The following is a 23,513-nucleotide window of genomic DNA, read 5'->3' as shown; positions in this document are numbered from 1 at the left end:
CGCTCCAACGGGTTCAGGCGGGGTTGTGGTAGCGCTCGATCGCGTGCAGGCGGTCGAAGGTCCAGCCGCTCCTGGCCTCCCAGCTGTGCAGCGGGGAGTTGAGAGTGCCGTCGGCCTTGGCGGTCCAGGTGATGGTCTTCACCCCGCCGTCCGAGTAGCCGTAGAAGGTGGCGAGGTCGTCGCGGCCGTCACCGTCGTAGTCACCGGTGACGATCTTCATCTGGTCGCGTGTGTAGTTCCCGGCCGCGGTGTTCCACAGCTCGGTGCGGTTGCCGAACTTGCCGGCGGCGTCGGCGGTGAAGCCGATCACGGCGTCGTGGCCGTCGCCGTAGTCGTACCAGGCGGCCAGGTCGTCGCGGCCGTCGCCGTCGAAGTCGCCGGAGTGGACACTGGCGGCGTCGAAGTTCCAGCCGGTGCTGCTCCAGCCGTGGACGGCCGTGTTGTCGAAGCCGCCGTCGGGCGTGGTCGGGAAGGTGATGATCTTGACCTCGCCGGTGGAGTAGCCGTAGAGCGCGGCGAGGTCGTCGCGGCCGTCGCCGTTGTAGTCGCCGGTGGCGAACTTCATGCTGGAGGCCGTCCAGCCCTCGGTCCGGGTGAAGGACGAGAAGGGGCTGTCGAAGCCGCCGTCGGCCTTGGCGAGGAAGGTGTGGAGCTTGTCGCTGCCGTCGGCGTAGTCGTACCAGACGGCGACGTCGTCGCGGCCGTCGCCGTCGAAGTCACCGGAGTTGACGGTCATGCGGTCGAAGTTCCAGCCGTCGGTGTCCTTCCACGAGTGCAGCGGCCCGTCGAAGTGGCCGCCGCCCCGGCCGAGCCAGGTGATCAGGCCGACGTCGCCGTTGCCGTAGCCGTAGAAGGCGGCGACGTCGCCGAGGCCGTCGCCGTCGAAGTCGCCGGTGAAGCGCTTCATGTTCTCGGCCCAGTAGTTGCCGGCCGCGGTCTCCCAGCCGTGCACGGGGCTCTCGAAGCCGCCGTCCGCCTTGGCGGGGAAGGCGTGGATCTCGTCGTGGCCGTCGCCGTAGTCGTACCAGTCGGCGAGGTCGCTGCGGCCGTCGCCGTCGTAGTCGTGGCGGACGACGGTGCCGGCGGCCCACTGGGAGGCGCCCTGGGCGTCGTGGACGACGAAGTTGCCGCGGTCCTGGAGAACGGCCTTGCCGCCGGCGGCGGTGGTCTTCGACTCCCACAGCACGGTGCTGCCGTCGGCGTCGACGACGGTGAGGTTTCCGGTGCCGGTGAAGCGGGCGGTGGCGCCGGGGTGGCCCGCGGTGCCGGTCGACCACAGCGTCTTGCCCGCGCCCGAGACGACGACGAGGTCGCCGTCGGCCCGCAGGGTCAGACGGGCGGCGTTGGAGACGAGGCTGTCACCGGCCCGCATCACGGAGCCGGGGATGAGGGTGTTGCCGCCGTTGATGTTGTCCAGGCGCGGGGAGACGGCCTCGTTGCGGGTCTCGGCCGGGTCGGAGCCGAAGCAGCCGCCCTGCCAGGACTGGCTGGCGAGCGCGACCAGTTCGAACTTGCCGTCCTTCTGCCGCACCAGGGGGCCGCCGGCGTCGCCGGCGCAGATGGCGTCGTCGTCGGTCTTGCCGTCGAGCGCGAGGGTGGTGCCGGAGACCGACTGGACCGTGAAGGCGGCCGTGTGCCGAGCGAGCGGCGCCCATTCGTCCCTGGTCCGGCCGAACCCGACGACCGTCAGCTCCTCGCCCGCGACGGGCGCGGTGGTGGCGAGGGGGGCGGGAGCGATGCCGGTGGCGGGTGTGGCGAGCCGGGCCAGCACCATGTCCCGGTCGGTACGCGGCACGAGTTCGACGACGTCGACGGGCTTGTTGGTGCCCGGGGCGGGGCCGAGGACGGCCGTGGTCTTCCACTTCGGCGCGCCCGCCGCGACCGGGCCGGCGCCGAGGTCGTCGGCGAAGCAGCTCGCGGCGGTGGCGAGCCACTGCGGGGCTATCAGCACCGCGGAGCAGCCTCGCTGGTCGTCGCCTATCTGCAGGCGCGCGGTGAAGTTGTAGGCGTTGGACGAGCTGGCCGGCCCGGTGGCGGCCTGGGCGGTGCCGGCGGTGAGACACCCGGCGGTCAGGCCGGTGGCCATCAGGCCCGTGGCCAACGCGGCGTGGAAGCGCGGTGAGAACCCGATGCGGGCTCTGTTCCCATCTGTTGTGCCGGACACGGCGGTGATCGACATCAGCCCGTGACCCGGATCTCGACGAGGACCGAGTGAGCACCGCCGACGGTTCCTTCACCCACACTCTTGTACGTGTCCTCGGCCATGTCGACGGTTTGAGTCCGACCCTCCGCCGTCAGGTCCGCACTTATGGGTTGCGTACTGGTCTCGAGGCCGAAGACGCGAGGCAGCTCCAGGGTGAGGTAGCCAGAATTCGCCGTGGCTCGGAAACAGTAGGTTCCCTTACGGCCGACGGCCTGGTCCGCGACGGTGTAAATTCTGATCTGGTCGGAGGTCTGGCCGCACTCGGCCAGCACAATACGGCCGTCCCCGCGCTTCAGCTCGATGCCCTCCTCGGCCAGGATCCTGTCCGCGCCGGGATAATTGAAGTATTCCACCGCAGACGGCATTTCCTCAGCGGCTGCGCGTGGCACGGTTCCGCTGTCTGCCGAAGCCATGGTCGCAAAACCAGCGACCGCTACAGTCGCTGCGAAGGCAGACGCGGCAATTTTTCGGGTACGGGAGAGCATCGCACTTCCTCCGGTGATTACATGTGAATGGCTTCTGTCGTCTGCGATGTCCGACAGCGGAAGCACAGGTCAATTCAAGCTGGGAAGGCATCCGGAGGGTGCAGAGGTATTGGGGATGGCCGAGCGCATGAGAGTGAATTCATGGCGGCGACTGCCCCTCCAGCGCGTCAGTAGTCATGCACTGTCTTTGATGCCCCCCTGGCAATCGGAGGAAAGAGTATCAAACAACCATTCGAGGTGCACTCGTTGCCAGCTTCGGTGGCCGACTCCGTCGATGGTGATGTGAGGGTGACGTGCTATTCACAGTGAAATAACACGGAATAGCTCTTGCGTGCTGGATGTCACGCTTCGTCAGCGGGCTGCACCTGGGTGGGTGCTGACGGGCGCTCTTCCCACCGGTCCGCGGAGGGTGTCGTCCGATCGGGACGGCACCCTCCACTTCGCGTCACGCTGCCCGCACGGTCCCCGCCGCCTCCGCCGAGTGCATCGGCCGCCCCGCCCCCAAGTCCGTCAGGATCGCCGCCGAGGCCCGGTGGCCCGAGTGCAGGGCGCCCTGGACGCCACTGGTGTCGCGGTGGTCGCCGCACACGTACAGGCCGGCCAGCAGCCGTACCGGCCTGCGCGGGTCGTGCGGCGGGCGCATCGCGGGCACCGCGTCGGGCGTGTGGTGCACGGCGAGGGTCTCCCAGCGGGTGGTCGGGGTGCCGTAGAGGCGGGACAGGTGGATGCGTACGGCGGTGTCGACGTCGGGCGGGCGGGGGCCGAGGACCGTCGATGAGACCAGGGTCCGTCCGGCCGGTGCGCGGGACGGGTCCACATGGCTGACCACCGCCGTGTGGGCGACCGGACCACCGCGGTCCGCGTCGAGCAGCAGGGCGGTGCCGGTCGCCGGCGGCTCGTCGGTGGTGTGGTGCACCACTGTCACCGGGTGGAAGTCCGGCACCCTCAGGCCCGGCAGCAGCTCGGCCGCCGCCCGGGCGTCGGTCGCCACCAGGACGGCCCGGCAGCGGATGACACCGTGCTCGGCGGTGGCGACGGCGTTGGTGGCCACCGAGGTGACCCGGACCCCGGTGCGCACGGTGCCCGGCGGCAGCCGCCGCGCCAGCAGCTCCGGGAGCGCCTCCGAGCCGCCCTCGGGCAGCCCCAGGCGCCCGCCCGCGAACTGCCGCAGCACGAGGTCGGCGCACCGGCTGGAGGTGGTCAGGTCCGGGTCGGACAGCAGGGCGGCGAGCAGCGGGCGCAGGAAACCGTCGATCGTGCGGGGCGGCAGTCCGCGGACCGCCAGGGCCTGGGCCGCGGACAGCTCGGGACGGGCCAGCAGCCGTTCGAGGGGGGTGGCGGCCAGGCGGGTCAGCGCCGCACCGAGGCGGGCCTGGTCGACGGCCGTGCCGAGCGGGGCGCCCGCGCGGGCGCGGGAAACGGGGGCGGGCCTCCCCGGAGTGCGGACCGCGGATACCGGGCGCCGGGGCGCGGGAACCGAGCGGGGGGCGCTTGCCAGGGCGCGCACGGCGTGGAGTGCGCCCCTTGCGCCCCGGGCCCCCGCCGGGACGCCCGCCCGGTGGTGGCGGCCCTCGCTGTGCAGCAGCACCCCGGGGGCGAAGGGCAGCAGCGCGAGGCCGTCCAGCCCGGGGGTGAGCCGCAGTTCGGGGCACGCCGTCGGCAGCAACTGCCCGATTCTGTCGAGCCGGAAGCCGTCGACCTTCTCCGTGGCCATCCTGCCGCCCACCGCATGGGCGGCCTCCAGGACCGTGGTCGTCACTCCTGCGCTGGTCAGCCGATGCGCCGCGGCGAGTCCGGCGATCCCGGCCCCCACGACGACGACGTCCGCCTGGTACGCGGGCTCAAGCACGTGCCCCTCCTCGAGGTTGCGCGGCCGCTGGAGACGTCATGCCCCCAACCGGCTTGAGGGATACCCGAGTTCGACACGAGGTTAGAACCGGAAACGGACAACGGGAATCGCACGCGGGCAGGGCACGGTCGCACGCTGGTCGCATGTGGCGGCCATGTGATGCTCGAACGGGCTCACACGGTCATGAGTGGTCTCTCGCGGTCTCGTGCGCGGCAGACGGCGCTCACACCGCCGCCCGGATCGCCCCGTCGATCTCCGGGAACGCGAAGCGGAAGCCCGACTCCAGCAGACGGTTCGGCAGGACCCGCGCGCTGCCCAGGACGTCGCCCGCCAGCTCGCCCAGCACCGCGCGCAGCACCGGCGCCGGCACTGCGAACGGCGTCGGGCGGTGCAGCACCCGCCCCATCGCCACGGTGACCTCACGGTTCGTCACCGGACGCGGAGCCGTCAGATTGAAGGGGCCGGACAGGTCGTCCCGGTCCAGCAGGTGCCGCAGCGCGGCCACCTCGTCGTGCAGGGACACGAAGGACCAGTACTGGGAGCCGTCGCCCAGCCGCCCGCCGAGCCCCGCCCGGAAGAGCGGGAAGAGCCGGCCCCACGCCCCGCCCCGGCGGGAGACGACCAGACCGGTCCGGGCGAACACCGTCCGCACCCCCGCGTGCCGGGCGGGCGCCGCGGCGCCCTCCCACTCCACGCACAGGGACGGCAGGAAACCCTCTCCCGCGGGTGCGCCCTCGTCCACCGGCCGATCACCGGTCTCCCCGTAGAAGCCGATCCCGCTGCCGTTCAGGAAGACCCGCGGCGGCTGCTCCATCGAGGCGACGGCCTCGGCCAGCGCCGTCGTGCCGTGCACCCGGCTGCTGCGGATACGCGTCTTGTACGCGTCGGTCCAGCGGCGGTCTCCCACCCCGGCCCCGGCCAGGTTGACCACGGCGTCGCAGCCGGCCAGCCCGGCCGTGTCCACGCGTCCGCCCTCCGGGTCCCAGCGCACCTCGTCCGCGCCTCGGGGCGGGCGCCGTACCAGGCGCACCACCTCGTGGCCGTCCGCGGTCAGGGACCGCGCCAGCGCGCCGCCGATCAGACCCGACGCGCCGGCCACCGCGACCCGGGAACGCCCCGCGTCCTTGCGTCCATCGTCCATGCGCCCATCCTGCCGGGCCGCCCCGGAAAACGCTGGACGGGGCCGCGCGCCCGCGTCGTACAGTGACCGTCATGCCAGCCCCGCACATACGCCGCGCCAGGCCCGAGGACGAGCAGCCGCTGCGCCGGATCGACCTCGAGACGTGGTCCCACCTGCACGCCGTCTCGCCCCCGCCGGGACCGGACGACCCCTTCTTCCGCGACGCCTGCGGGCCCGAGGCCCACCTGGTCGCCGAACTCGACGGTGCCGTGGTCGGCTACGTCCGCCTCGGCCTCCCCACGGAGCTGGCCTCCAACACCCACGTCCGGCAGATCCGCGGTCTCGCCGTCGCCGGCCGGGCCCGCGGTCACGGCGTGGGGCGGGCCCTGGTCCGGGCCGCCGTCGAGGAGGCCCGTGAGAAGGGCTTCCGCCGCATCACCCTGCGGGTCCTCGGCCACAACACGGCCGCCCGGGGGCTCTACGAGTCGGAGGGCTTCGTCGTCGAAGGCGTGCAGCCCGAGGAGTTCCACCTCGACGGCCAGTACGTCGACGACGTGCTGATGGGGCAGATGCTCACCGGGGCCTGAGCGTCCGCCCCCGCGGCGGGTCAGGACGCGACCGGCTCGCCCGTGTCCACCGCCTCCGTCGCCTCGGCCGCGCGCCGGGCCTCGTCGGCCACCTCGTCCGCCGTCAGCACGTACCCGGTCCGGGCGTCGGAGGTGGAGCGGGCGAAGACCACGCCGTACACCCGGCCGTCGGTGGTGAGCAGCGGGCCGCCCGAGTTGCCGGGGCGGACCGTGGAGCGGATCGAGTAGATCTCGCGGGTGACGTTCGCGTCGCTGTAGATGTTCTGGCCCGTCGCCCGGATCCGGTTCGCCACCGTCGCCGCGCGCAGGTCCAGGTCGCCGTCCTGCGGATACCCGGCGACCACCGCCGGGTCGCCGCGCTCCGCGTCGTCGTCGAACCGCAGCGCGGGCGCGGACAGGTCCGGCACATACAGCACGGCCACGTCCTCGGCCGGGTCGAAGAGCACCACCCGCGCCTCGTACGCCGGTCCGACCCCGCCGACGCGGACGGTCGGGTCGTCGATGCCGGCCACCACGTGGGCGTTGGTCATCACGTGCCGGGGCGCGTAGACGAAGCCGCTGCCCTCCCGGCCCTGGCTGCCGGCGACGCCCTCCACCTTCACCGTGCTGAGCTTGGCCGCGTTGGTGGCCGCGGCGGTGACACTGTCGCCGGAGGGCTCGGCGACCTGGGCGGTCGACTCGTTCTCGAAGGGGTTGAAGACCTGCGGGAACCCCGCCTCCGTCAGCGCGGACGTCGCCCTGGAGAACCATGCCGGAGTGGTGTCCGGCATCGCCCGCTGCACCGCGCCCAGCAGCGTCGAGTCACGGATCGCCGAGGTCAGCAGCGGCGACGAGGACGCCGCCAGGACGCTCGCCGCCACCCACGCCACGATCAGCGCGGCCGCCGCGTTGGCCACCGCGCCGCCGGCCCCGTCGGCCACCCGGAGCGGACCGGCGTCCAGCTCCCGGCGCAGCCGCAGCGCCGGCCGTCCCGCCAGCTCGTGGCCCACCACCGCCGGCAGCAGCACCGTGACCACGGCCGTCACCGTCGCCGCCGTCGAGCCCGGCGACACCAGGTCCATCACCCACGGCAGGATCCACACGCCGACCACCGCGCCGCCCACGAAACCGGCCAGCGAGACACAGCCGGCCACCAGTCCGCGCCGGTAGCCGGAGGCCGCGTAGGCCAGCACCACCAGCACCAGCACGATGTCGAGCAGGTCCACGCGAGCCGCCTTTCTGCCGGACCCTCGGCCGGGTCCGTCCCGGAACCCTGAGTACGTGCCGGACGGGTCCCGTGATCAGCTGGGGTCAACCGGAAAACGTCGGGGACCGGGAGGATGGTTCCACCAGGTGGCACAGCACACGTCGCGGGCGGACCCGATGCGCCGGACAGTGGGACCATGCGGGTCTTCCGAGGACGGCGCCGGTCCCGGTGGCGGAGTGCGGCTTCCCTCCCCGGCGCATCCGGCGCGGCTCGCGCACGTGAGTGGGCGAAGCGCGTGCGCGTGCCCGGTGGACCGGGCGTGGCGCCGGTGGTGCTCGGCTGCCTCCCCGGCCTCGCCGCCGTCGTCGCGCTGGCGCTGTGCGCGAACGGGGTGGAGAGGGCCGCCGCCACGGACCCCCGGGCGGCCGCCGCCGACCCGTACACCGCGCCCCGGCCGCCCGTCGTGCCCCGGTCGGTCTGGCTGGGCGAAGCCGCCCGCGCACAGCCGCCGCCGCGCTACGACGACAAGGTCCTCGCCGTCTTCGTCCACCACACGGACACGCCGAACGGCTACGACTGCGCCGACGTGCCGGCCATCCTCCGCGGCGTGTACTCCGGCCAGACGGGCGGGCGGGACTGGGACGACATCGGCTACAACTTCGTCGTCGACCGCTGCGGCACCATCTACGAGGGCCGCGCCGGGGGCATCGACCGCGCCGTCACCGGCGCCCACACCCAGGGCTTCAACCACCGCACCACCGGCATCGCCGCCCTCGGCACCTTCACCGCCGGCGTGCCCGTGCCCGACGCGCTGACCGACGCGATCGCCGCGCTGGCCGCCTGGAAACTCGGCGGGACCGGCAGCGACCCCCGCGGCAAGGTCCGCCTGGTCTCCAGCAACGGCCTCAGCCGGTACGCCGCCGGCGCCACGGCCACGCTGCCCGCCGTCGCCGGCCACGACGAGGGCTACCAGACCAGTTGCCCGGGCGCGGCGCTGACGGCGCGCCTCCCGGACATCAGGGAGGCCGCGGCCCGGCTCCAGGGCCGGCCGGCTGGTCAGTCCTGACCGAACCGCTCCCACAGGCGTGGGAAGCGGGCGGCCACGGCCCGGTCGTCCTCCAGGTCGACCGGGGTGCCCAGCGGTTCCGCCGGGGCGGGCGCGATGCCCAAGTCGGGGGCGACGGTGCCGGTGAGCTGCTCGTACGCCTCGTCGGCCGCGTAGCCCAGCTCCTCGCCGTCGCCGTCCAGCTCCTCGTCGAAGTCGTCCAGCAGCTCGGCGAGCGAGTCGGGCTCGTGCACCGCACCCTCGTACACCTCGCGGCCCTGGCCGATCAGCCAGCAGCGGAAGTAGTCGAAGGCGTCGTCGCTCGCGCCGCCGAGCAGCACCCACGCGGCGCCCCACACGTCCCAGGTGCAGGCGCGGTTGTAGCGGGCCTCGAAATGGCGGGCGAAGTCCAGCACCAGGTCCGGGTCCAGCCCGAGGAGCCGCTCCACGAGGAGGTCGGCCTGGTCCTCGGGATCGCCGTCGGCACCCTGCCGGGTGGCGTCGATCAGCTCCCAGAACTCCGTCTCGTCCATCACGGGTCCAGCATCGGCCCTGGGCGGGGGTGGCGCACGTGGAGTGCGGCGGATCGTTATGTGCGGTTGCCTCCGGCGGTTGAGCGGGGCGCCTGCGGCGATCTGTGCGGGTTCGGTGGGGTGTGGATGCCTGCGGCTGCCTGTGTGGGTTCGGTCGTTGAGCGGGATGCCTGCGGCGGCCTGTGGCTGTTCGGTGGGGGTGCGGGTGCTTCCGGCGGTGGGGCGGGTGGGGTGGCTGCGGCTGCCTGTGTGGGTTCGGTGGGGGTGTGGATGCCTGCGGCGCCGCTGCGGGTTCGGTGGGGGTGCGGGTAGCGCGGTGTGTCGTGTGTTGGGTCGGGGCCGCGCCGGGGGGCCGTCCTCGGAACGGCGCGGAATCGGTCGGCTACGGGGGTGGGCGGCGCTGACGCGCCAACCGCTGCGGGCGGACCCCTCCCGACACGTCCCCTTCCCGCCGTACGCGGCTAGCCGTCCGTGCGGTCGTACAGGCTCGCCAGCCGTCGTGCGTCCTGGGCGAACCGTTCCCGCAGCGCACTCGGCGCCAGTACTTCCGCCTCCGGGCCCAGCCCCCTGAGCTGCGCATGCGCGATCTCCTCCGACTCCACCGGCAGCGTCACCGTCACCCACCCGTCCGCGTCGGGTGCCCCCGCGGTCTCCAGCGCCTCCCGGGCGGACAGCGCGTCGACGGCGTGGTGCAGGGCCCGTACACCCCGGGGCGACAGCCGCACCACGGCCTCGGACCGCAGGATCGACCGCGCGAACTGCTCGGCCCGCTCCGTCCAGAACGCGGGCAGGTCGAAGCCCTCGTCCCGTTCGAAGCGCTCCTCGCTCGTCTCCGCGGCCGTGAAGCGGTCGATGCGGTAGACGCGGAACGGCCCGTCGCCCGTCGACCGCGTGATCCGCGCGCACAGGTACCAGGCCCCGGCCTTCAGCACGAGACCGTAGGGCTCCAGCTCGCGGACGACCTCGTCCTCGCCGCGCCGGTAGCGCGCGGTGATCCGCCGGTCGTCCCAGACCGCGTCCGCGACCGCCGGCAGCAGCTCGGGCGTCTCGGGCTCCCGGAACCAGTTCGGCGCGTCCAGGTGGAACCGCTGGGCCGCCGTACGGGAGGCGTCCCTCAGGGAGGGGAGCAGGGCCGCCGACACCTTCAGGCGGGCCGCCGACGCGGCGTCCTCCAGGCCCATCTCGCGCAGGGCCCCCGGCACTCCGGACAGGAAGAGGGCTTCCGCCTCGCCCCGGGCGAGGCCGGTCAGCCGGGTGCGGTAGCCGCCGATCAGCCGGTAACCGCCGGCCCGGCCCCGCTCGGCGTAGACCGGCACGCCCGCCTCCGACAGCGCCTGCGCGTCCCGGGTGACGGTGCGTTCCGACACCTCCAGTTCGCGGGCCAGTTCGGCCGCGGTCATGGTGGGGCGGGACTGGAGGAGCAGCACCATCTTGATGAGGCGGGCAGCGCGCATCCCCACATGATGCAGGAGAACGAGGAAGACCCCCGCCGTGCGTGGCGGGGGCCTTCCGATCACTGCCCGGGGCTCACAGGCCGTAGCGCTCGCGCGCCTCCTTCACGGCCGTCGCCTTGACCTCGCCGCGCCCCGCGAGCTGGGCCAGGGCCGCGACCACGATGGACTCGGCGTCGACGCCGAAGTGGCGGCGGGCGGCCTCACGGGTGTCCGACAGACCGAAGCCGTCGGCGCCGAGCGACGAGTAGTCCTGCTCGACCCACTGCGCGATCTGGTCCGGGACCTGGCGCATGTAGTCGGAGACCGCGAGGACCGGGCCCTCGGCGCCCTGGAGCGCCTGGCGGACGTACGGCACCCGCTCCTCGCCGCGCAGCAGTGCCGCGTCGGCGTCCATGGCGTCCCGGCGCAGCTCCGTCCAGGAGGTCGCGGACCACACGTCGGCGGCCACGCCCCACTCCTCGGTGAGCAGCTGCTGAGCCTTCAGCGCCCAGTGGATCGCCGTGCCGGAGCCCAGCAGCTGGATGCGCGGGGCGTTGGCGGCCGGGGTCAGACCCGCGGACTCCGCCGTGTTGAACCGGTACAGACCCTTGACGATGCCCTCGTCGATGCCGGGGCCGGACGGCTTGGCCGGCTGCGGCATCGGCTCGTTGTAGACCGTCAGGTAGTAGAAGACGTTCGGGTCCTCGCCCGGGGCGGCCTCGCCGTACATCCGGCGCAGACCGTCCTTGACGATCGCCGCGACCTCGTAGGCGAAGGCCGGGTCGTACGTCAGGGCGGCCGGGTTGGTCGCCGCGATGGCGGGGGAGTGGCCGTCCGCGTGCTGGAGGCCCTCACCGGTCAGCGTGGTGCGGCCCGCGGTGGCGCCGACCAGGAAGCCGCGGCCGAGCTGGTCGCCGAGCTGCCACATCTGGTCTGCCGTGCGCTGCCAGCCGAACATCGAGTAGAAGATGTAGAACGGGATCATCGCCTCGCCGTGCGTCGCGTACGACGTCGAAGCGGCGATGAAGTCGGCCATCGACCCGGCCTCGGTGATGCCCTCGTTGAGGATCTGACCGTTCTTGGCTTCCTTGTAGTACATCAGCTGGTCGCGGTCGACCGGCTCGTACGTCTGGCCCTTGGGCGAGTAGATGCCCAGGGACGGGAAGAGGCTCTCCATGCCGAAGGTGCGCGCCTCGTCGGGGACGATCGGCACCCAGCGCTTGCCGGTCTCCTTGTCGCGGACCAGGTCCTTGACCAGGCGGACGAAGGCCATGGTGGTGGCCACGCTCTGCGAGCCGGAGCCCTTGTCGAAGGAGGCGAACGCCTTCTCGGCGGGCGCGGGCAGCGGCGCGAGGGGGTGGACGCGGCGGGCCGGGGCGGGACCGCCGAGGGCGGCGCGGCGCTCCTGGAGGTAGCGGACCTCGGGGGAGTCGGCGCCCGGGTGGCCGTAGGGGACCACGCCGTCGGTGAAGTCGCTGTCCTTGATCGGCAGGCCGAGCAGGTCGCGCATGTCCTTGAACTCGTCCACCGAGAGCTTCTTCATCTGGTGGTTGGCGTTCTTGGAGGCGAAGCCGGTGCCGAGGGTGTGGCCCTTGACCGTCTGGGCCAGGATCACGGTCGGCGCGCCCTTGTGGGCGAGCGCGGCCTTGTACGCGGCGTAGACCTTGCGGGACTCGTGACCGCCGCGCGAGTAGTGGAAGCACTCGAGGATCTTGTCGTCGGACAGCAGCTTCGCCATCTCGGCGAGCTGCGGGTCCTTGTTGAAGAAGTCCTCGCGGATGTAGGCGGCGTCGCGGGTCTGGTACGTCTGCACCTGCGCGTCGGGTACCTCGCGCAGGCGGCGTACGAGGGCGCCGGTGGTGTCGAGCTGGAACAGCTCGTCCCAGGCGGTGCCCCACAGCGACTTCACGACGTTCCAGCCGGCGCCGCGGAACTGGGCCTCCAGCTCCTGCACGATCTTGAAGTTGGCGCGGACCGGACCGTCGAGGCGCTGCAGGTTGCAGTTGATGACGAAGGTCAGGTTGTCCAGGCCCTCACGGGAGGCGAGGGTGAGCGCGGTGGTGGACTCCGGCTCGTCCATCTCGCCGTCGCCGAGGAACGCCCACACGTGGGAGTTGCTCAGGTCCTTGATGCCGCGGCTGGTCAGGTAGCGGTTGAAGCGCGCCTGGTAGATCGCGGAGATCGGGCCGAGGCCCATGGAGACGGTGGGGAACTCCCACAGCCAGGGCAGACGGCGCGGGTGCGGGTAGGAGGGCAGGCCGTTGCCGCCGGACTCGCGGCGGAAGTTGTCGAGCTGCTCCTCGTTCAGGCGGCCGTCGAGGAAGGCGCGGGCGTAGATGCCGGGGGAGGCGTGGCCCTGGACGTAGAGCTGGTCGCCGGAGCCGTCACCCTCCTTGCCCTTGAAGAAGTGGTTGAAGCCGGTCTCGTACAGCCAGGCCGCGGACGCGAAGGTGGCGATGTGGCCGCCGACGCCGTACTTGCTGCCGCGGGTGACCATCGCCGCCGCGTTCCAGCGGTTCCAGGCGGTGATCCGCTGCTCCATCGCCTCGTCGCCGTCAACGGCGGGCTCGGCGGAGGTGGGGATGGTGTTGACGTAGTCCGTCTCGAGGAGCTTCGGCAGGGCGAGGCCGGCGCCCTCGGCGCGCTCCAGCGTGCGGCGCATCAGGTACGCGGCACGGTGCGGCCCGGCCGCCTTGGTGACGGCGTCCAGGGAGGCCTGCCATTCGGCGGTCTCCTCGGGGTCGCGGTCCGGGAGCTGGTCGAGCTCGCTCGGCTGGATGGCTTTGGGGTCGGTCATGTCGCCGCCTTCCTCAGTCGAAGGGGGTTCCCTCATCGGTAAGGGGATCGGGGGTGCCCTTGGTCTTTGGCAGGACAGGGCTGGGCTTGGGTGCAAGCCCGTCCGTGACTGTAACTCCCTGATCGATGATCGATCAAAGGGTTGAGGGGCAAAACCTCTTGATTACGAGAAAGTCGGCACGGGGTGCCTTCGGCGATGGCACGGAGTGACCTGTGCTGGTGAGTGTTTGTGCAGGTGAGCGCCGTAGAGCTCGGGTGGTTCGGGGGTGTGGCGGGTACCGGTGCGCCGTGGTTGTTCGCGCAGTTCCCCGCGCCCCTGAAAGGGGCGCGGGGAACTGCGCGAACGGGGGTCTGGGGGCGGAGCCCCCAGGGACGGGACGGGAAGGGGCGGCGGGGGCGAAGAAAATCAGGCGCGCGGGGCGCAGCCCAGGACGTGGGCCTTGACCAGGTCCGCGATACGAGGGTCCCGGCGGCGGAACGCCGCGACCAGTTCCTCGTGCTCCTCCGCGTACGACTGCTGCACCGTCCCCAGCCACCGTATCGACAGCGCCGTGAACACCTCGATGCCCAGCCCCTCCCAGGTGTGCAGCAGCACCGAGTTGCCCGCCGCCCGCACCAGCTCCCGGTGGAAGCCCACCGTGTGCCGGACCTGCGCCGTCCCGTCGGCGGCCCGGTCGGCCTCGTACAGCGCGGCGACGTGCGGTTCGAGGGCCGAGCAGTCCACCGCCAGCCGCTCCGCCGCCAGCTCGGCCGCGATCGCCTCCAGGCCGGCCCGGACGGGGTAGCTCTCCTCCAGGTCGGCCGCGGTCAGGTTGCGCACCCGCACGCCCTTGTTCGGCGCCGACTCGATCAGCCGCAGGGACTCCAGCTCGCGCAACGCCTCGCGCACCGGCGTCTGGCTGACCTCCAGCTCGGTGGCGATCCGCCGCTCCACGATCCGCTCGCCCGGCTGCCAGCGTCCGCTGATGATCCCTTCCAGGATGTGCTCGCGGATCTGTTCGCGCAGCGAGTGGACGACGGGCGCGGTCATGAGAGCTCCTTCGGGAGGGTCCCCTTCGGACCCTTGGGGCGTTTGACGGTTAGACAATACGGCCGTCGCGGCGGGCGGGAAGGGCGCACGGGGGCGCTTTTACGCAGGTGAGACGAGACTTACACAGCGTGCCGACGCCGGAACGCGACGGTGCCCCCGTCCGGAGAGCTCCGGGCGGGGGCACCGTACAGGCCCACTGGCAGGGAATTACAGGCCGAGCTCGACCTCGAACTCGCCCGCCTCCAGGATCGCCTTGACCGCCGTCAGGTAGCGGGCGGCGTCGGCGCCGTCCACCAGGCGGTGGTCGTAGGACAGGGTCAGGTACGTCATGTCGCGGACGCCGATGACCGGGCCGTCCTCCGTCTCGATGACGGCCGGACGCTTGACCGTGGCACCGATGCCGAGGATGGCGACCTGGCCCGGCGGCACGATGATCGTGTCGAACAGCGCGCCGCGCGAACCGGTGTTGGAGATGGTGAAGGTCGCGCCGGCCAGCTCGTCCGGGCTGATCTTGCTGGCCCGGACCTTGCCCGCCAGGTCGGCGGTCGCCTTGGCGATGCCGGCCAGGTTGAGGTCACCGGCGTTCTTGATGACCGGGGTCATCAGGCCCTTCTCGGAGTCCACCGCGATACCGATGTTCTCGGTGTCGAAGTAGGTGATGGTCCCCTCGGCCTCGTTGATCTTGGCGTTGATCGGCGCGTGCGCCTTCAGCGCCTGGGCCGCGGCCTTGACGAAGAACGGCATCGGCGAGAGCTTGACGCCCTCACGCGCCGCGAACGCGTCCTTGGCACGGGCGCGCAGCTTCATCAGGCGGGTGACGTCGACCTCGACGACCGACGACAGCTGGGCCTGCTCGTGCAGGGCCTTGACCATGTTGTCGCCGATGACCTTGCGGATGCGCGGCATCTTCACGGTCTGGCCGCGCAGCGGGGAGGCCTCCAGGGTGGGGGCCTTCTTCGCGGCGGCGGCCGGGGCGGCAGCGGCGGCCGCGGCGGCGGCCGCGGCGCGGCGGCCTTCGCGGCCTCGGCGGCGGCGACGACGTCCTGCTTGCGGATGCGGCCGCCGACGCCGGTGCCCTTGACGGTGGACAGGTCGACGCCGTTCTCGGCGGCGAGCTTGCGCACCAGCGGGGTGACGTAGGCGCCGTCGTCCACCGGCTGGGCGGCGGCCGGGGCGGCCGGAGCGGCAGCCGGGGCCGGCGCGGGCGCCGGGGCGGACGGACGGAACCGGGTCGGGCGCCGGGGTGGTCTGCTGCTGCGGAGCCGGGGCCGTGGGGGCCTGCGGCGCCGGGGCGGCGGGGGCCTGCTGGGCCGGAGCGGCCTGCTGCGGAGCCGGGGCCTGGGCGGGCTCGGGCTGCGCGGGGGCGGCCGGGGCCTCCTGCGCGGGAGCGGCGGCGGGAGCGGCACCCGCCTCGCCGATGACGGCCAGCTTGGCGCCGACCTCGGCGGTCTCGTCCTCGCCGACCACGATCTCCAACAGGGTGCCGGAGGCCGGGGCGGGGATCTCGGTGTCGACCTTGTCGGTGGACACCTCGAGCAGCGGCTCGTCGGCCTCGACGCTGTCGCCGACCGACTTCAGCCAGCGGGTGACGGTGCCCTCGGTGACGGACTCGCCGAGTGCGGGCAGGACCACGTCCGTGCCCTCGGCGGAGCCGCCGGCAGCGGCCTCGGCGGTGGGAGCGGGCGCCGGGGCGGCCTGCTCGGTGGACGGGGCGGCCGGAGCGGGCTCGGGTGCCGGCTCGGCGACCTGCTCGGCCTGCGGGGCCTGCTCGGCGGCCGGGGCGCCGGTGCCGTCGTCGATCAGCGCCAGCTCGGCACCGACCTCGACGGTCTCGTCCTCGGCGACCTTGATGGAGGACAGCACGCCGGAGGCGGGCGCCGGGATCTCGGTGTCGACCTTGTCGGTCGAGACCTCGAGCAGCGGCTCGTCGGCCTCGACACGCTCACCCTCGGCCTTCAGCCAACGGGTGACGGTGCCCTCGGTGACGCTCTCGCCGAGCGCCGGAAGGGTTACGGAAACCGCCATGGTTTCGGTTGCTCCTTACGAAATTGCGGAAGTCTGTGTCGTCGCGCCCAGTGACCGAGGGAGGTCAGTCGTGGGAGTGCAGCGGCTTGCCGGCCAGCGCCAGGTGCGCCTCGCCCATCGCCTCGTTCTGCGTCGGGTGGGCGTGCACCAGCTGGGCCACCTCGGCCGGCAGCGCCTCCCAGTTGTAGATCAGCTGGGCCTCGCCGACCTGCTCGCCCATGCGGTCGCCGACCATGTGGACGCCGACCACGGCACCGTCCTTGACCTGGACGAGCTTGATCTCGCCCGTGGTCTTCAGGATCTTGCTCTTGCCGTTGCCCGCCAGGTTGTACTTCAGGGCGACGACCTTGTCCGCACCGTAGATCTCCTTGGCCTTGGCCTCGGTGATGCCCACGGAGGCGACCTCGGGGTGGCAGTACGTCACCCGCGGCACGCCGTCGTAGTCGACCGGGACGGTCTTCAGACCGGCCAGCCGCTCCGCCACCAGCATGCCCTCGGCGAAGCCGACGTGCGCGAGCTGGAGGGTCGGGACGAGGTCACCGACGGCGGAGATCGTCGGGACGTTGGTCCGCATGTACTCGTCGACCAGGACGAAGCCGCGGTCCATGGCGACCCCGGCCTCCTCGTAGCCCAGGCCCTGCGAGACCGGGCCGCGGCCGATGGCGACGAGCAGGACCTCGGCCTCGAACTCCTTGCCGTCGGCGAGGGTGACCTTGACGCCGTCCTGGGTGTACTCCGCCTTCTCGAAGAAGGTGCCCAGGTTGAACTTGATGCCCCGCTTGCGGAAGGCGCGCTCCAGCAGCTTGGAGCTGTTCTCGTCCTCGACCGGCACGAGGTGCTTGAGGCCCTCGACGATCGTGACGTCGGTGCCGAAGGACTTCCACGCGGAGGCGAACTCGACGCCGATGACGCCGCCGCCCAGGACGATCGCGGACTTCGGCACGCGGTCGAGCTTGAGGGCGTGGTCGGAGGAGATGATCCGGTCGCCGTCGATCTCCAGGCCCGGCAGCGACTTCGGCACGGAGCCGGTCGCCAGCAGGATGTGGCGGCCCTGGATCCGCTGGCCGTTCACATCCACGGAGGTCGGGGAGGACAGGCGGCCCTCACCCTCGATGTAGGTCACCTTGCGCGAGGCGATCAGACCCTGCAGGCCCTTGTACAGGCCCGAGATCACGTCGTCCTTGTACTTGTGCACGGCCGCCACGTCGATGCCCTCGAACGTGGCCTTCACGCCGAACTGCTCGCTCTCGCGGGCCTGGTCGGCGATCTCGCCCGCGTGCAGCAGGGCCTTGGTGGGGATGCACCCCTTGTGCAGGCAGGTACCGCCGACCTTGTCCTTCTCGATCAGGGCGACGTCCAGGCCCAGCTGCGCCCCGCGCAGGGCCGCGGCGTAACCACCGCTGCCACCGCCGAGGATCACTAGGTCGAAAACGGTGCTGGCGTCGTTCGCCACGTCACGTCCTCCATGCATGTGCGCCACGCCGGTCTCCAGTGACCGGTCGGCGGCTGGTGTCCGGCCGCTCTTTGTTCTCGGCCCTTAGGTGGGGGCCCTGTCCTGCCGAGCCCCATCTTCGCACTTGTAGGGGACCGACGAGACGTGGGGCCGGTGTGTGAGACGCCCCACGTTCGCTCGTAGCGGAGGAAGCGGAGACGTCCGTAGGGGCGCGGGGCTGTGTTCGATCTGCGACTCCGCCGCGTGGGCGCGACCGGCCGGGTCAGTCGGGCACCCACGGAGGGACGACGCCGCCAGGGGCGCGGGGAACTGCGCGACCAGCCACAACGGACCCGCAGCCGCCAGAATCACCCGCACCCCCGAGCTCTCAGGCGCCCTTAGCCCAGGTCCCCCGCAGCCGCCAGCTCGGCAACCCGCACCAGCGTCCGCACCGCCGTCCCCGTACCGCCCTTCGGCGTGTACCCGAACGGACCGCCCTCGTTGTACGCCGGACCCGCGACGTCCAGGTGCGCCCACGCGATGCCCTCGCCCACGAACTCGCGCAGGAACAGGCCGGCCACCAGACCGCCGCCCATCCGCTCGCCCATGTTGGCGATGTCGGCGGTCGGCGAGTCCATGCCCTTGCGCAGGTGCTCCGGCAGCGGCATCGGCCACGCCGGCTCGCCGACCTCCTCCGACGCCTCGTGCACCGCGGTGCGGAACGCGTCGTCGTTCGCCATGATCCCGTACGTCCGGTTGCCCAGCGCCAGCATCATCGCGCCGGTCAGCGTCGCCACGTCGATGATCGCGTCCGGCTTCTCCTGCGAGGCCGCCCACAGCGCGTCGGCGAGCACCAGCCGGCCCTCGGCGTCGGTGTTCAGCACCTCCACCGTCTTGCCGCTGTACATGCGCAGCACGTCACCCGGGCGGGTGGCGGAGCCGGACGGCATGTTCTCGGCCAGCGCCAGCCAGCCGGTCACGTTGACCTCCAGGCCCAGGCGCGCGGCGGCGACGACCGCGGCGAACACGGCGGCGGCGCCGGCCATGTCGCACTTCATCGTCTCGTTGTGACCGGCCGGCTTCAGCGAGATGCCGCCCGAGTCGTAGGTGATGCCCTTGCCGACGAAGGCGAGCGACTTCGTCGCCTTGGCCGAGGTGTACGACAGCTTCACCAGCCGGGGGCCGGCCGCCGAACCGGCGCCGACGCCCAGGATGCCGCCGTAGCCGCCCTTGGTGAGCGCCTTCTCGTCGAGCACCTGCACCTTGATGCCGTGCTCCTTCGCGGCGGCCTGCGCCACCGCGGCGAACGCCTCGGGGTTGAGGTCGTTCGGCGGGGTGTTGATCAGGTCGCGGGCGCGGTTCAGCTCCTCGGAGACGGCCGCGGCACGCTCGATCGCCGCCTTGTACGCCTTGTCGCGGGGCTTGCCGCCCAGCAGCGCGGCCTCCGCCAGCGGGGCCTTGCCGTTCTTGGCCTTCGCGTCCTTGCCGATCTCCTTGTAGGCGTCGAAGGAGTACGCGCCGAGCAGCACGCCCTCACCGACGGCGCCGGCGTCGGCGGCCTCGGTGAGCGGCAGGGCGAAGGCGGCCTTCTTGGAGCCGGCGAGCGCGCGGGCGGCCACACCGGCGGCCCGGCGCAGCGCCTCGGCGTCGAACCCGGCGTCCTTGTCGGGCTCGGCGCCCAGGCCCACCGCCACCACGACGGGTGCCTTGAAGCCGGACGGCGCGGGCAGCTTCGTCACCTCGCCCTCGGCGCCCGAGGCACCGAGGGTCTCCAGGACGCCGGCGAGCCGGCCGTCGTACGCCTTGTCCACGGCCTCGGCGCCCGGTGCGACGACCGGTCCCTTGGCGCCCTTGGCGACACCGATCACGATCGCGTCGGCCCGCAGGCCGGGCGCCGCGGCGGTGGAGAGAGTGAGAGCAGTCACGGTGGTGAATTCTCGCTTCCGTATGAAGTCTTGTGCGGCCGAATGCGGGTGGGTCGACCGGGCCCGACAACCGACCCTAGATCCCTCCTGCGATGCGGTCCTTGCCTGGGCAGGCAAACACCCGGCACGAGCCTACGCTCGCGCCCGCGTCCGCTCCCTCCCGCGCCCCGCGTTTCCCGTGCCCCGGGGGCGTACGCGATCATTACTGGCCACGCCATCCCCACCCCTGGAGCACGCGCCATGAGACGCCCGGTCCTGCTGTCGGCCCTTCTCCTGCTGCTCGCGGGCTGCTCCTCGGCGTCCCCCGACGGCGAGCGGGACGACGCCGGTCACTGGCAGCCGCGCCCCGGCACCGCCTGGCAGTGGCAGCTCAGCGGCGAGCTGGACACCTCCGTCGACGTACCGGTCTACGACATCGACGGTTTCGACCACACCGGGGCCACGGTCGCCGGGCTGCACGACGACGGCCGCAAGGTCGTCTGCTACCTCTCCACCGGCGCCTGGGAGGACTTCCGCCCGGACGCCGGGAGGTTCCCGGAGTCGGTGCTGGGCGAGGGCAACGGCTGGGAGGGCGAGCGGTGGCTGGACATCCGTGAGACCGACGTCCTCGAACCGCTGATGGCCGAGCGGATCGACATGTGCCGCGACAAGGGCTTCGACGCGGTCGAGCCGGACAACATGGACGGCTACAAGAACGACACCGGCTTCCCGCTCACCGCCGACGACCAGCTCCGCTACAACCGGCTGATCGCGAGGCTCGCCCACGACCGGGGCATGGCCGTCGGCCTGAAGAACGACCTGGACCAGATCCCGGAGCTGGTCGACGACTTCGACTTCGCGGTCAACGAGCAGTGCGCCCAGTACGGCGAGTGCGCCGACAACAAGCCGTTCGTCGACGCGGGCAAGGCGGTCTTCCACGTCGAGTACGAGCTGCCGACCGACCGGTTCTGTGCCGAGTCGCGGGAGCTGGGGCTGAGTTCGATGCTGAAGAAGTACGAGCTGGGGGTGTGGCGGGAGGCCTGCTGAGGTCAGCCGAGGTCAGCCGAGGACCAGTACGACGAGGGCGGTGGTGGCCGCCGTCTCCGCGACCGAGCCGAAGACGTCGCCGGTGACCCCGCCGAAGCGGCGGACGCAGTGGCGCAGGAGGAGTTCGGCGACGGCGACGGCGCACAGTACCGCGAGCGCCGTACGGACCGCGTCGTACGGGCCCAGGACCGCGCCGGCCGCCGCCGCGGCCGCCGTGACGGCGGCGGTGGCCGCGAGCGCGCCACCGGCCGGCACCGCTCCCGCGACCGCCGCGCCCAGGCCCTCCGGGCGGGCGGCGGGCACCCCGGTGCGGGCGGCGAGGGTCAGCGCCAGCCGGGCGGCGGCCGCCGAGACCACGGCGGCGAGCGCGCCGTGCGCCCAGGACGCGTCGTAGGCCTGCGCCAGCGCGGCCACCTGGGCCAGCAGCACGAAGAGCAGCGTGAGCACGCCGAACGGGCCGATGTCCGACTGCTTCATGATCCGCAGCGCGTCCTCGGCGGGCTTGCCGCTGCCGAGTCCGTCCGCGGTGTCGGCCAGGCCGTCCAGGTGCAGGCCGCGGGTGAGCACGGCGGGTACGGCGGCGGTCGCGACGGCGGCGAGCGGGGTGCCCGCGCCGAGGAACAGCAGCAGGAGCCCGGCCGCGGCGGCCGCGGCGCCGACGGCCAGGCCGGCCAGCGGTGCGCACAGCATGCCGGCGCGGGCCGCCTCGCGGTCCCAGCGGGTCACCGCGACCGGGAACACGGTGAGGGTGCCGAAGGCGAAGCGGAGGCCGTCGGGGGAGGGGGTCCTGAGCACCGGCGCAGACTACCCGGCGGCCGGGAGGGCGTCGGCGCCGACCGGGGATAAAGTGCGCATATGGGAGATTGGTGGCAGCGCAACATCATGGAACCCGGGAAGCTGCCGCTGCTCCTCGCCCTGGGTGCCTTCGTGCTCACGTTCCTGATCACGCGGGTGATCACCCGGCTCATCCGGGCGGGCAAGGGTCCCTTCGGCAACGTCGAGGCGGGCGGGGTGCACGTGCACCACGTCGTTCCGGGGGTCGTCCTCACCGTGGTCGGCGGTTTCGCCGCCGTCGCCGGGGGCCGGCACGGGTTCGGCTCCGCGCTGGCGGCGGTCGTCTTCGGGGTCGGGGCGGGGCTGGTGCTGGACGAGTTCGCGCTGATCCTGCATCTCGACGACGTGTACTGGAGCGAGGCGGGGCGCAAGAGCGTGGAGGCCGTGGTGCTCACGGCGGCGCTGGTGGGGCTGGTCCTCGCCGGGTTCACCCCGTTCGGTGTCGACGGCATGTCCGAGGACGAGTTGCAGGACCGGGCGAACGTCATCGCGACCGTCGCGGGGAACTTCTTCTTCTCCCTCCTCGCCCTGGCCAAGGGCAAGGCGCGGCTCGCGGTCTTCGGCGTGATCGTGCCGCTCGTCGCCCTGATCGGCGCGGTCCGCCTGGCGCGGCCCGGCTCGCTGTGGGCCCGCCGCTTCTACGCCCGCCGGCCGCACGCCCGCGCCAAGTCCCACCTGCGGGCCTACCGCCACGACCGCCGCTGGTCCGGGCCGCGCCGGGCGGTGCAGGACTGGATCGGCGGGCGGCCGGACGGGTAGGCCGCTGCCGCCCCGCCCGCGTGCAGTGGTGCCGGGGGCGGGCGCGGCGGCACCCCGTCACGCCGGCCCGCGCGGCCCACTCCCGACGCCCACCCCCGCGCCGGGGGCGCTGAAACCCCGCTAACCCTCCTCGTCGGAGACGACCGGCAGCTCCGCCGCCAGTGCCGCCGCGGCCTGTACCAGCGGAAGCGCCAGCAGGCCCCCCGCCCCCTCGCCCACCGTCACGCCCTGGGAGAGCAGCGGCTCCATGGCCATCCGGTCCAGCGCCTTGGCCTGCCCCGGCTCCCCGCTGTCGTGCGCCGCCAGCCACCAGTCCGGCGCCCGGAAGGCGACCCGCTGCCCGACCAGCGCGCACGCGGCCGTCACGACGCCGTCCAGGATCACCGGCGTCTTCCGCACCGCGCTCTGCAGCAGGAAGCCCGTCATCGCGGCCAGGTCGGCGCCGCCCACCGTCGCGAGGAGCCGCAGCTGGTCCCCGAGGACCGGCCGCGCGCGGCGCAACGCGTCGCGGATCGCCGCGCACTTGCGCATCCAGGCCAGGTCGTCGATGGCCAGCCCGCCCCGCCCGGTGACCACCGACGCGTCGGTGCCGCACAGCGCGGCGACCAGCACGCCCGCCGCCGTGGTGCCGCCCACGCTCACGTCGCCCAGCACCACCAGGTCCGTACCGGAGTCGGCCTCCTCGTCGGCCACCGCCATCCCGGCCCGGAAGGCGGCCTCCGCCTCCTCCAGGGTCAGCGCGTCCTCGATGTCGATGCGTCCGCCCGCGCGCCGCACCCGGTGCGCCGAGACGCCGGCGGGCAGCGTCTGAGGGTCGCAGTCCAGGGACATGTCGACCACCCGCACCGGTACGCCGAGGCGACGGGCGAGTACGGACACGGGCCGGCCGCCCTCCAGCACCTCGCGCACCAGCTCGCCCGCGCCGCCCGCGGGCCGTGCCGACACGCCCAGTTCGGCGACCTTGTGGTCACCGGCGAAGAGCACCACCCGGGGCTGTTCGACCGGCCGCACCGGCACGGCGGACCGCGCCGCGGCCAGCCACTCGCCCAGTTCGTCCAGGCGGCCCAGCGATCCGGGCGGCACGACCTGGCGCTCCCGGCGCGCCTCGGCGTCGCGGCGCACCCCGCCGTCGGGACGCTCGATCAGATCGGTGAAGTCGTCGAGATTCAGCGAGCTCATTCGCCGAACAGTACCGGCCTGGGTCGAACACGGCGGCGGGCCCGTCCGCACCGCGCCCGGGAGGCG

Annotated in this window: 17 protein-coding genes and 1 pseudogene; 4 read left to right on the top strand and 14 right to left on the bottom strand. The window is 72.9% G+C overall.

Annotated features, from left to right (window positions below):
* Window positions 1-13: 13 nt before the first annotated feature.
* The 4 genes from M6G08_RS02085 to M6G08_RS02070 all read right to left on the bottom strand — a co-directional run bounded on the left by M6G08_RS02085 (window position 14) and on the right by M6G08_RS02070 (window position 5,678).
* A complete protein-coding gene (locus tag M6G08_RS02085) occupies window positions 14-2,086 on the bottom strand; it encodes an FG-GAP-like repeat-containing protein (protein WP_443049000.1) in 2,073 nt (690 codons plus the stop codon).
* 92 nt (window positions 2,087-2,178) lie between these two features.
* Window positions 2,179-2,688, bottom strand: coding sequence for a hypothetical protein (locus M6G08_RS02080; RefSeq protein ID WP_272585470.1), 510 nt, complete (start codon window positions 2,686-2,688; stop codon window positions 2,179-2,181).
* Window positions 2,689-3,133: 445 nt separating this feature from the next.
* Window positions 3,134-4,537 (bottom strand): NAD(P)/FAD-dependent oxidoreductase, encoded by a 1,404-nt coding sequence (locus M6G08_RS02075; RefSeq protein WP_272585469.1) that lies wholly within the window; start codon window positions 4,535-4,537, stop codon window positions 3,134-3,136.
* A 223-nt stretch (window positions 4,538-4,760) separates the two neighbouring features.
* On the bottom strand, window positions 4,761-5,678 hold the full coding sequence (locus tag M6G08_RS02070) for a TIGR01777 family oxidoreductase (RefSeq protein ID WP_272585468.1): 918 nt from the start codon (window positions 5,676-5,678) through the stop codon (window positions 4,761-4,763).
* A 71-nt stretch (window positions 5,679-5,749) separates the two neighbouring features.
* Here M6G08_RS02070 and M6G08_RS02065 point away from each other — a divergent pair, with 71 nt between their 5' ends.
* On the top strand, window positions 5,750-6,244 hold the full coding sequence (locus tag M6G08_RS02065; protein WP_272585467.1) for a GNAT family N-acetyltransferase: 495 nt from the start codon (window positions 5,750-5,752) through the stop codon (window positions 6,242-6,244).
* Between the two features lie 20 nt (window positions 6,245-6,264).
* On the opposite strand, the gene M6G08_RS02060 is transcribed toward M6G08_RS02065, so the two are convergent.
* Entirely contained in the window at window positions 6,265-7,449 is a 1,185-nt protein-coding gene (locus M6G08_RS02060) for a MarP family serine protease (RefSeq protein WP_272585466.1), read from the bottom strand.
* 309 nt (window positions 7,450-7,758) lie between these two features.
* Between M6G08_RS02060 and M6G08_RS02055 the strand changes: the two genes are divergently transcribed.
* Window positions 7,759-8,496: a peptidoglycan recognition protein family protein gene (locus tag M6G08_RS02055; RefSeq protein WP_272591234.1), complete on the top strand. Its 738-nt coding sequence runs from the start codon at window positions 7,759-7,761 to the stop codon at window positions 8,494-8,496.
* Here M6G08_RS02055 and M6G08_RS02050 read toward each other — a convergent pair.
* The 7 genes and pseudogenes from M6G08_RS02050 to M6G08_RS02020 form a co-directional block, all read right to left on the bottom strand.
* Window positions 8,487-9,008: a DUF4240 domain-containing protein gene (locus M6G08_RS02050; protein WP_272591233.1), complete on the bottom strand. Its 522-nt coding sequence runs from the start codon at window positions 9,006-9,008 to the stop codon at window positions 8,487-8,489. The two genes, M6G08_RS02055 and M6G08_RS02050, sit on opposite strands and share 10 nt — an antisense overlap.
* A gap of 461 nt (window positions 9,009-9,469) precedes the next feature.
* A complete protein-coding gene (locus tag M6G08_RS02045; protein ID WP_272585465.1) occupies window positions 9,470-10,462 on the bottom strand; it encodes a helix-turn-helix transcriptional regulator in 993 nt (330 codons plus the stop codon).
* Window positions 10,463-10,535: 73 nt separating this feature from the next.
* On the bottom strand, window positions 10,536-13,238 hold the full coding sequence (aceE, locus tag M6G08_RS02040; protein WP_272585464.1) for a pyruvate dehydrogenase (acetyl-transferring), homodimeric type: 2,703 nt from the start codon (window positions 13,236-13,238) through the stop codon (window positions 10,536-10,538).
* 405 nt (window positions 13,239-13,643) lie between these two features.
* Window positions 13,644-14,267 (bottom strand): GntR family transcriptional regulator, encoded by a 624-nt coding sequence (locus tag M6G08_RS02035; RefSeq protein WP_272585463.1) that lies wholly within the window; start codon window positions 14,265-14,267, stop codon window positions 13,644-13,646.
* A gap of 207 nt (window positions 14,268-14,474) precedes the next feature.
* Window positions 14,475-16,292: pseudogene (gene sucB, locus M6G08_RS02030) on the bottom strand (2-oxoglutarate dehydrogenase, E2 component, dihydrolipoamide succinyltransferase).
* A 64-nt stretch (window positions 16,293-16,356) separates the two neighbouring features.
* A complete protein-coding gene (gene lpdA, locus M6G08_RS02025) occupies window positions 16,357-17,745 on the bottom strand; it encodes a dihydrolipoyl dehydrogenase (RefSeq protein ID WP_272585462.1) in 1,389 nt (462 codons plus the stop codon).
* Window positions 17,746-18,122: 377 nt separating this feature from the next.
* On the bottom strand, window positions 18,123-19,649 hold the full coding sequence (locus tag M6G08_RS02020; RefSeq protein WP_272585461.1) for a leucyl aminopeptidase: 1,527 nt from the start codon (window positions 19,647-19,649) through the stop codon (window positions 18,123-18,125).
* A 240-nt stretch (window positions 19,650-19,889) separates the two neighbouring features.
* Here M6G08_RS02020 and M6G08_RS02015 point away from each other — a divergent pair, with 240 nt between their 5' ends.
* Window positions 19,890-20,675 (top strand): endo alpha-1,4 polygalactosaminidase, encoded by a 786-nt coding sequence (locus M6G08_RS02015; protein ID WP_272585460.1) that lies wholly within the window; start codon window positions 19,890-19,892, stop codon window positions 20,673-20,675.
* 12 nt (window positions 20,676-20,687) lie between these two features.
* Here the strand turns inward: M6G08_RS02015 and M6G08_RS02010 are convergent, their stop codons facing one another.
* Window positions 20,688-21,470 (bottom strand): adenosylcobinamide-GDP ribazoletransferase, encoded by a 783-nt coding sequence (locus M6G08_RS02010; protein ID WP_272585459.1) that lies wholly within the window; start codon window positions 21,468-21,470, stop codon window positions 20,688-20,690.
* A gap of 60 nt (window positions 21,471-21,530) precedes the next feature.
* Here M6G08_RS02010 and M6G08_RS02005 point away from each other — a divergent pair, with 60 nt between their 5' ends.
* The gene (locus tag M6G08_RS02005) at window positions 21,531-22,268 is read left to right on the top strand and encodes a hypothetical protein (protein WP_272585458.1); all 738 of its coding nucleotides are present in this window, start codon (window positions 21,531-21,533) and stop codon (window positions 22,266-22,268) included.
* Between the two features lie 120 nt (window positions 22,269-22,388).
* Here M6G08_RS02005 and cobT read toward each other — a convergent pair whose 3' ends face one another.
* Window positions 22,389-23,447, bottom strand: coding sequence for a nicotinate-nucleotide--dimethylbenzimidazole phosphoribosyltransferase (cobT, locus tag M6G08_RS02000; RefSeq protein ID WP_272585457.1), 1,059 nt, complete (start codon window positions 23,445-23,447; stop codon window positions 22,389-22,391).
* Window positions 23,448-23,513 lie beyond the last annotated feature (66 nt).

Origin of the sequence: Streptomyces sp. M92, assembly GCF_028473745.1 — a bacterium.
GTDB lineage: Bacteria > Actinomycetota > Actinomycetes > Streptomycetales > Streptomycetaceae > Streptomyces.
The sequence above is the reverse complement of the archived record's forward strand: the minus strand, read 5'-3'. Positions and strand labels throughout refer to the sequence as shown.

Excerpts from the sequence above, each read along its gene's own strand:
- M6G08_RS02085 (WP_443049000.1), bottom strand. The coding sequence starts at position 2,086 with ATGGCCACCGGCCTGACCGCCGGGTGTCTCACCGCCGGCACCGCCCAG.
- M6G08_RS02080 (WP_272585470.1), bottom strand. The coding sequence starts at position 2,688 with ATGCTCTCCCGTACCCGAAAAATTGCCGCGTCTGCCTTCGCAGCGACT.
- M6G08_RS02070 (WP_272585468.1), bottom strand. The coding sequence starts at position 5,678 with ATGGACGATGGACGCAAGGACGCGGGGCGTTCCCGGGTCGCGGTGGCC.
- M6G08_RS02065 (WP_272585467.1), top strand. The coding sequence starts at position 5,750 with ATGCCAGCCCCGCACATACGCCGCGCCAGGCCCGAGGACGAGCAGCCG.
- M6G08_RS02050 (WP_272591233.1), bottom strand. The coding sequence starts at position 9,008 with ATGGACGAGACGGAGTTCTGGGAGCTGATCGACGCCACCCGGCAGGGT.
- M6G08_RS02045 (WP_272585465.1), bottom strand. The coding sequence starts at position 10,462 with ATGCGCGCTGCCCGCCTCATCAAGATGGTGCTGCTCCTCCAGTCCCGC.
- aceE (WP_272585464.1), bottom strand. The coding sequence starts at position 13,238 with ATGACCGACCCCAAAGCCATCCAGCCGAGCGAGCTCGACCAGCTCCCG.
- M6G08_RS02035 (WP_272585463.1), bottom strand. The coding sequence starts at position 14,267 with ATGACCGCGCCCGTCGTCCACTCGCTGCGCGAACAGATCCGCGAGCAC.
- M6G08_RS02015 (WP_272585460.1), top strand. The coding sequence starts at position 19,890 with ATGAGACGCCCGGTCCTGCTGTCGGCCCTTCTCCTGCTGCTCGCGGGC.
- M6G08_RS02005 (WP_272585458.1), top strand. The coding sequence starts at position 21,531 with ATGGGAGATTGGTGGCAGCGCAACATCATGGAACCCGGGAAGCTGCCG.
- cobT (WP_272585457.1), bottom strand. The coding sequence starts at position 23,447 with ATGAGCTCGCTGAATCTCGACGACTTCACCGATCTGATCGAGCGTCCC.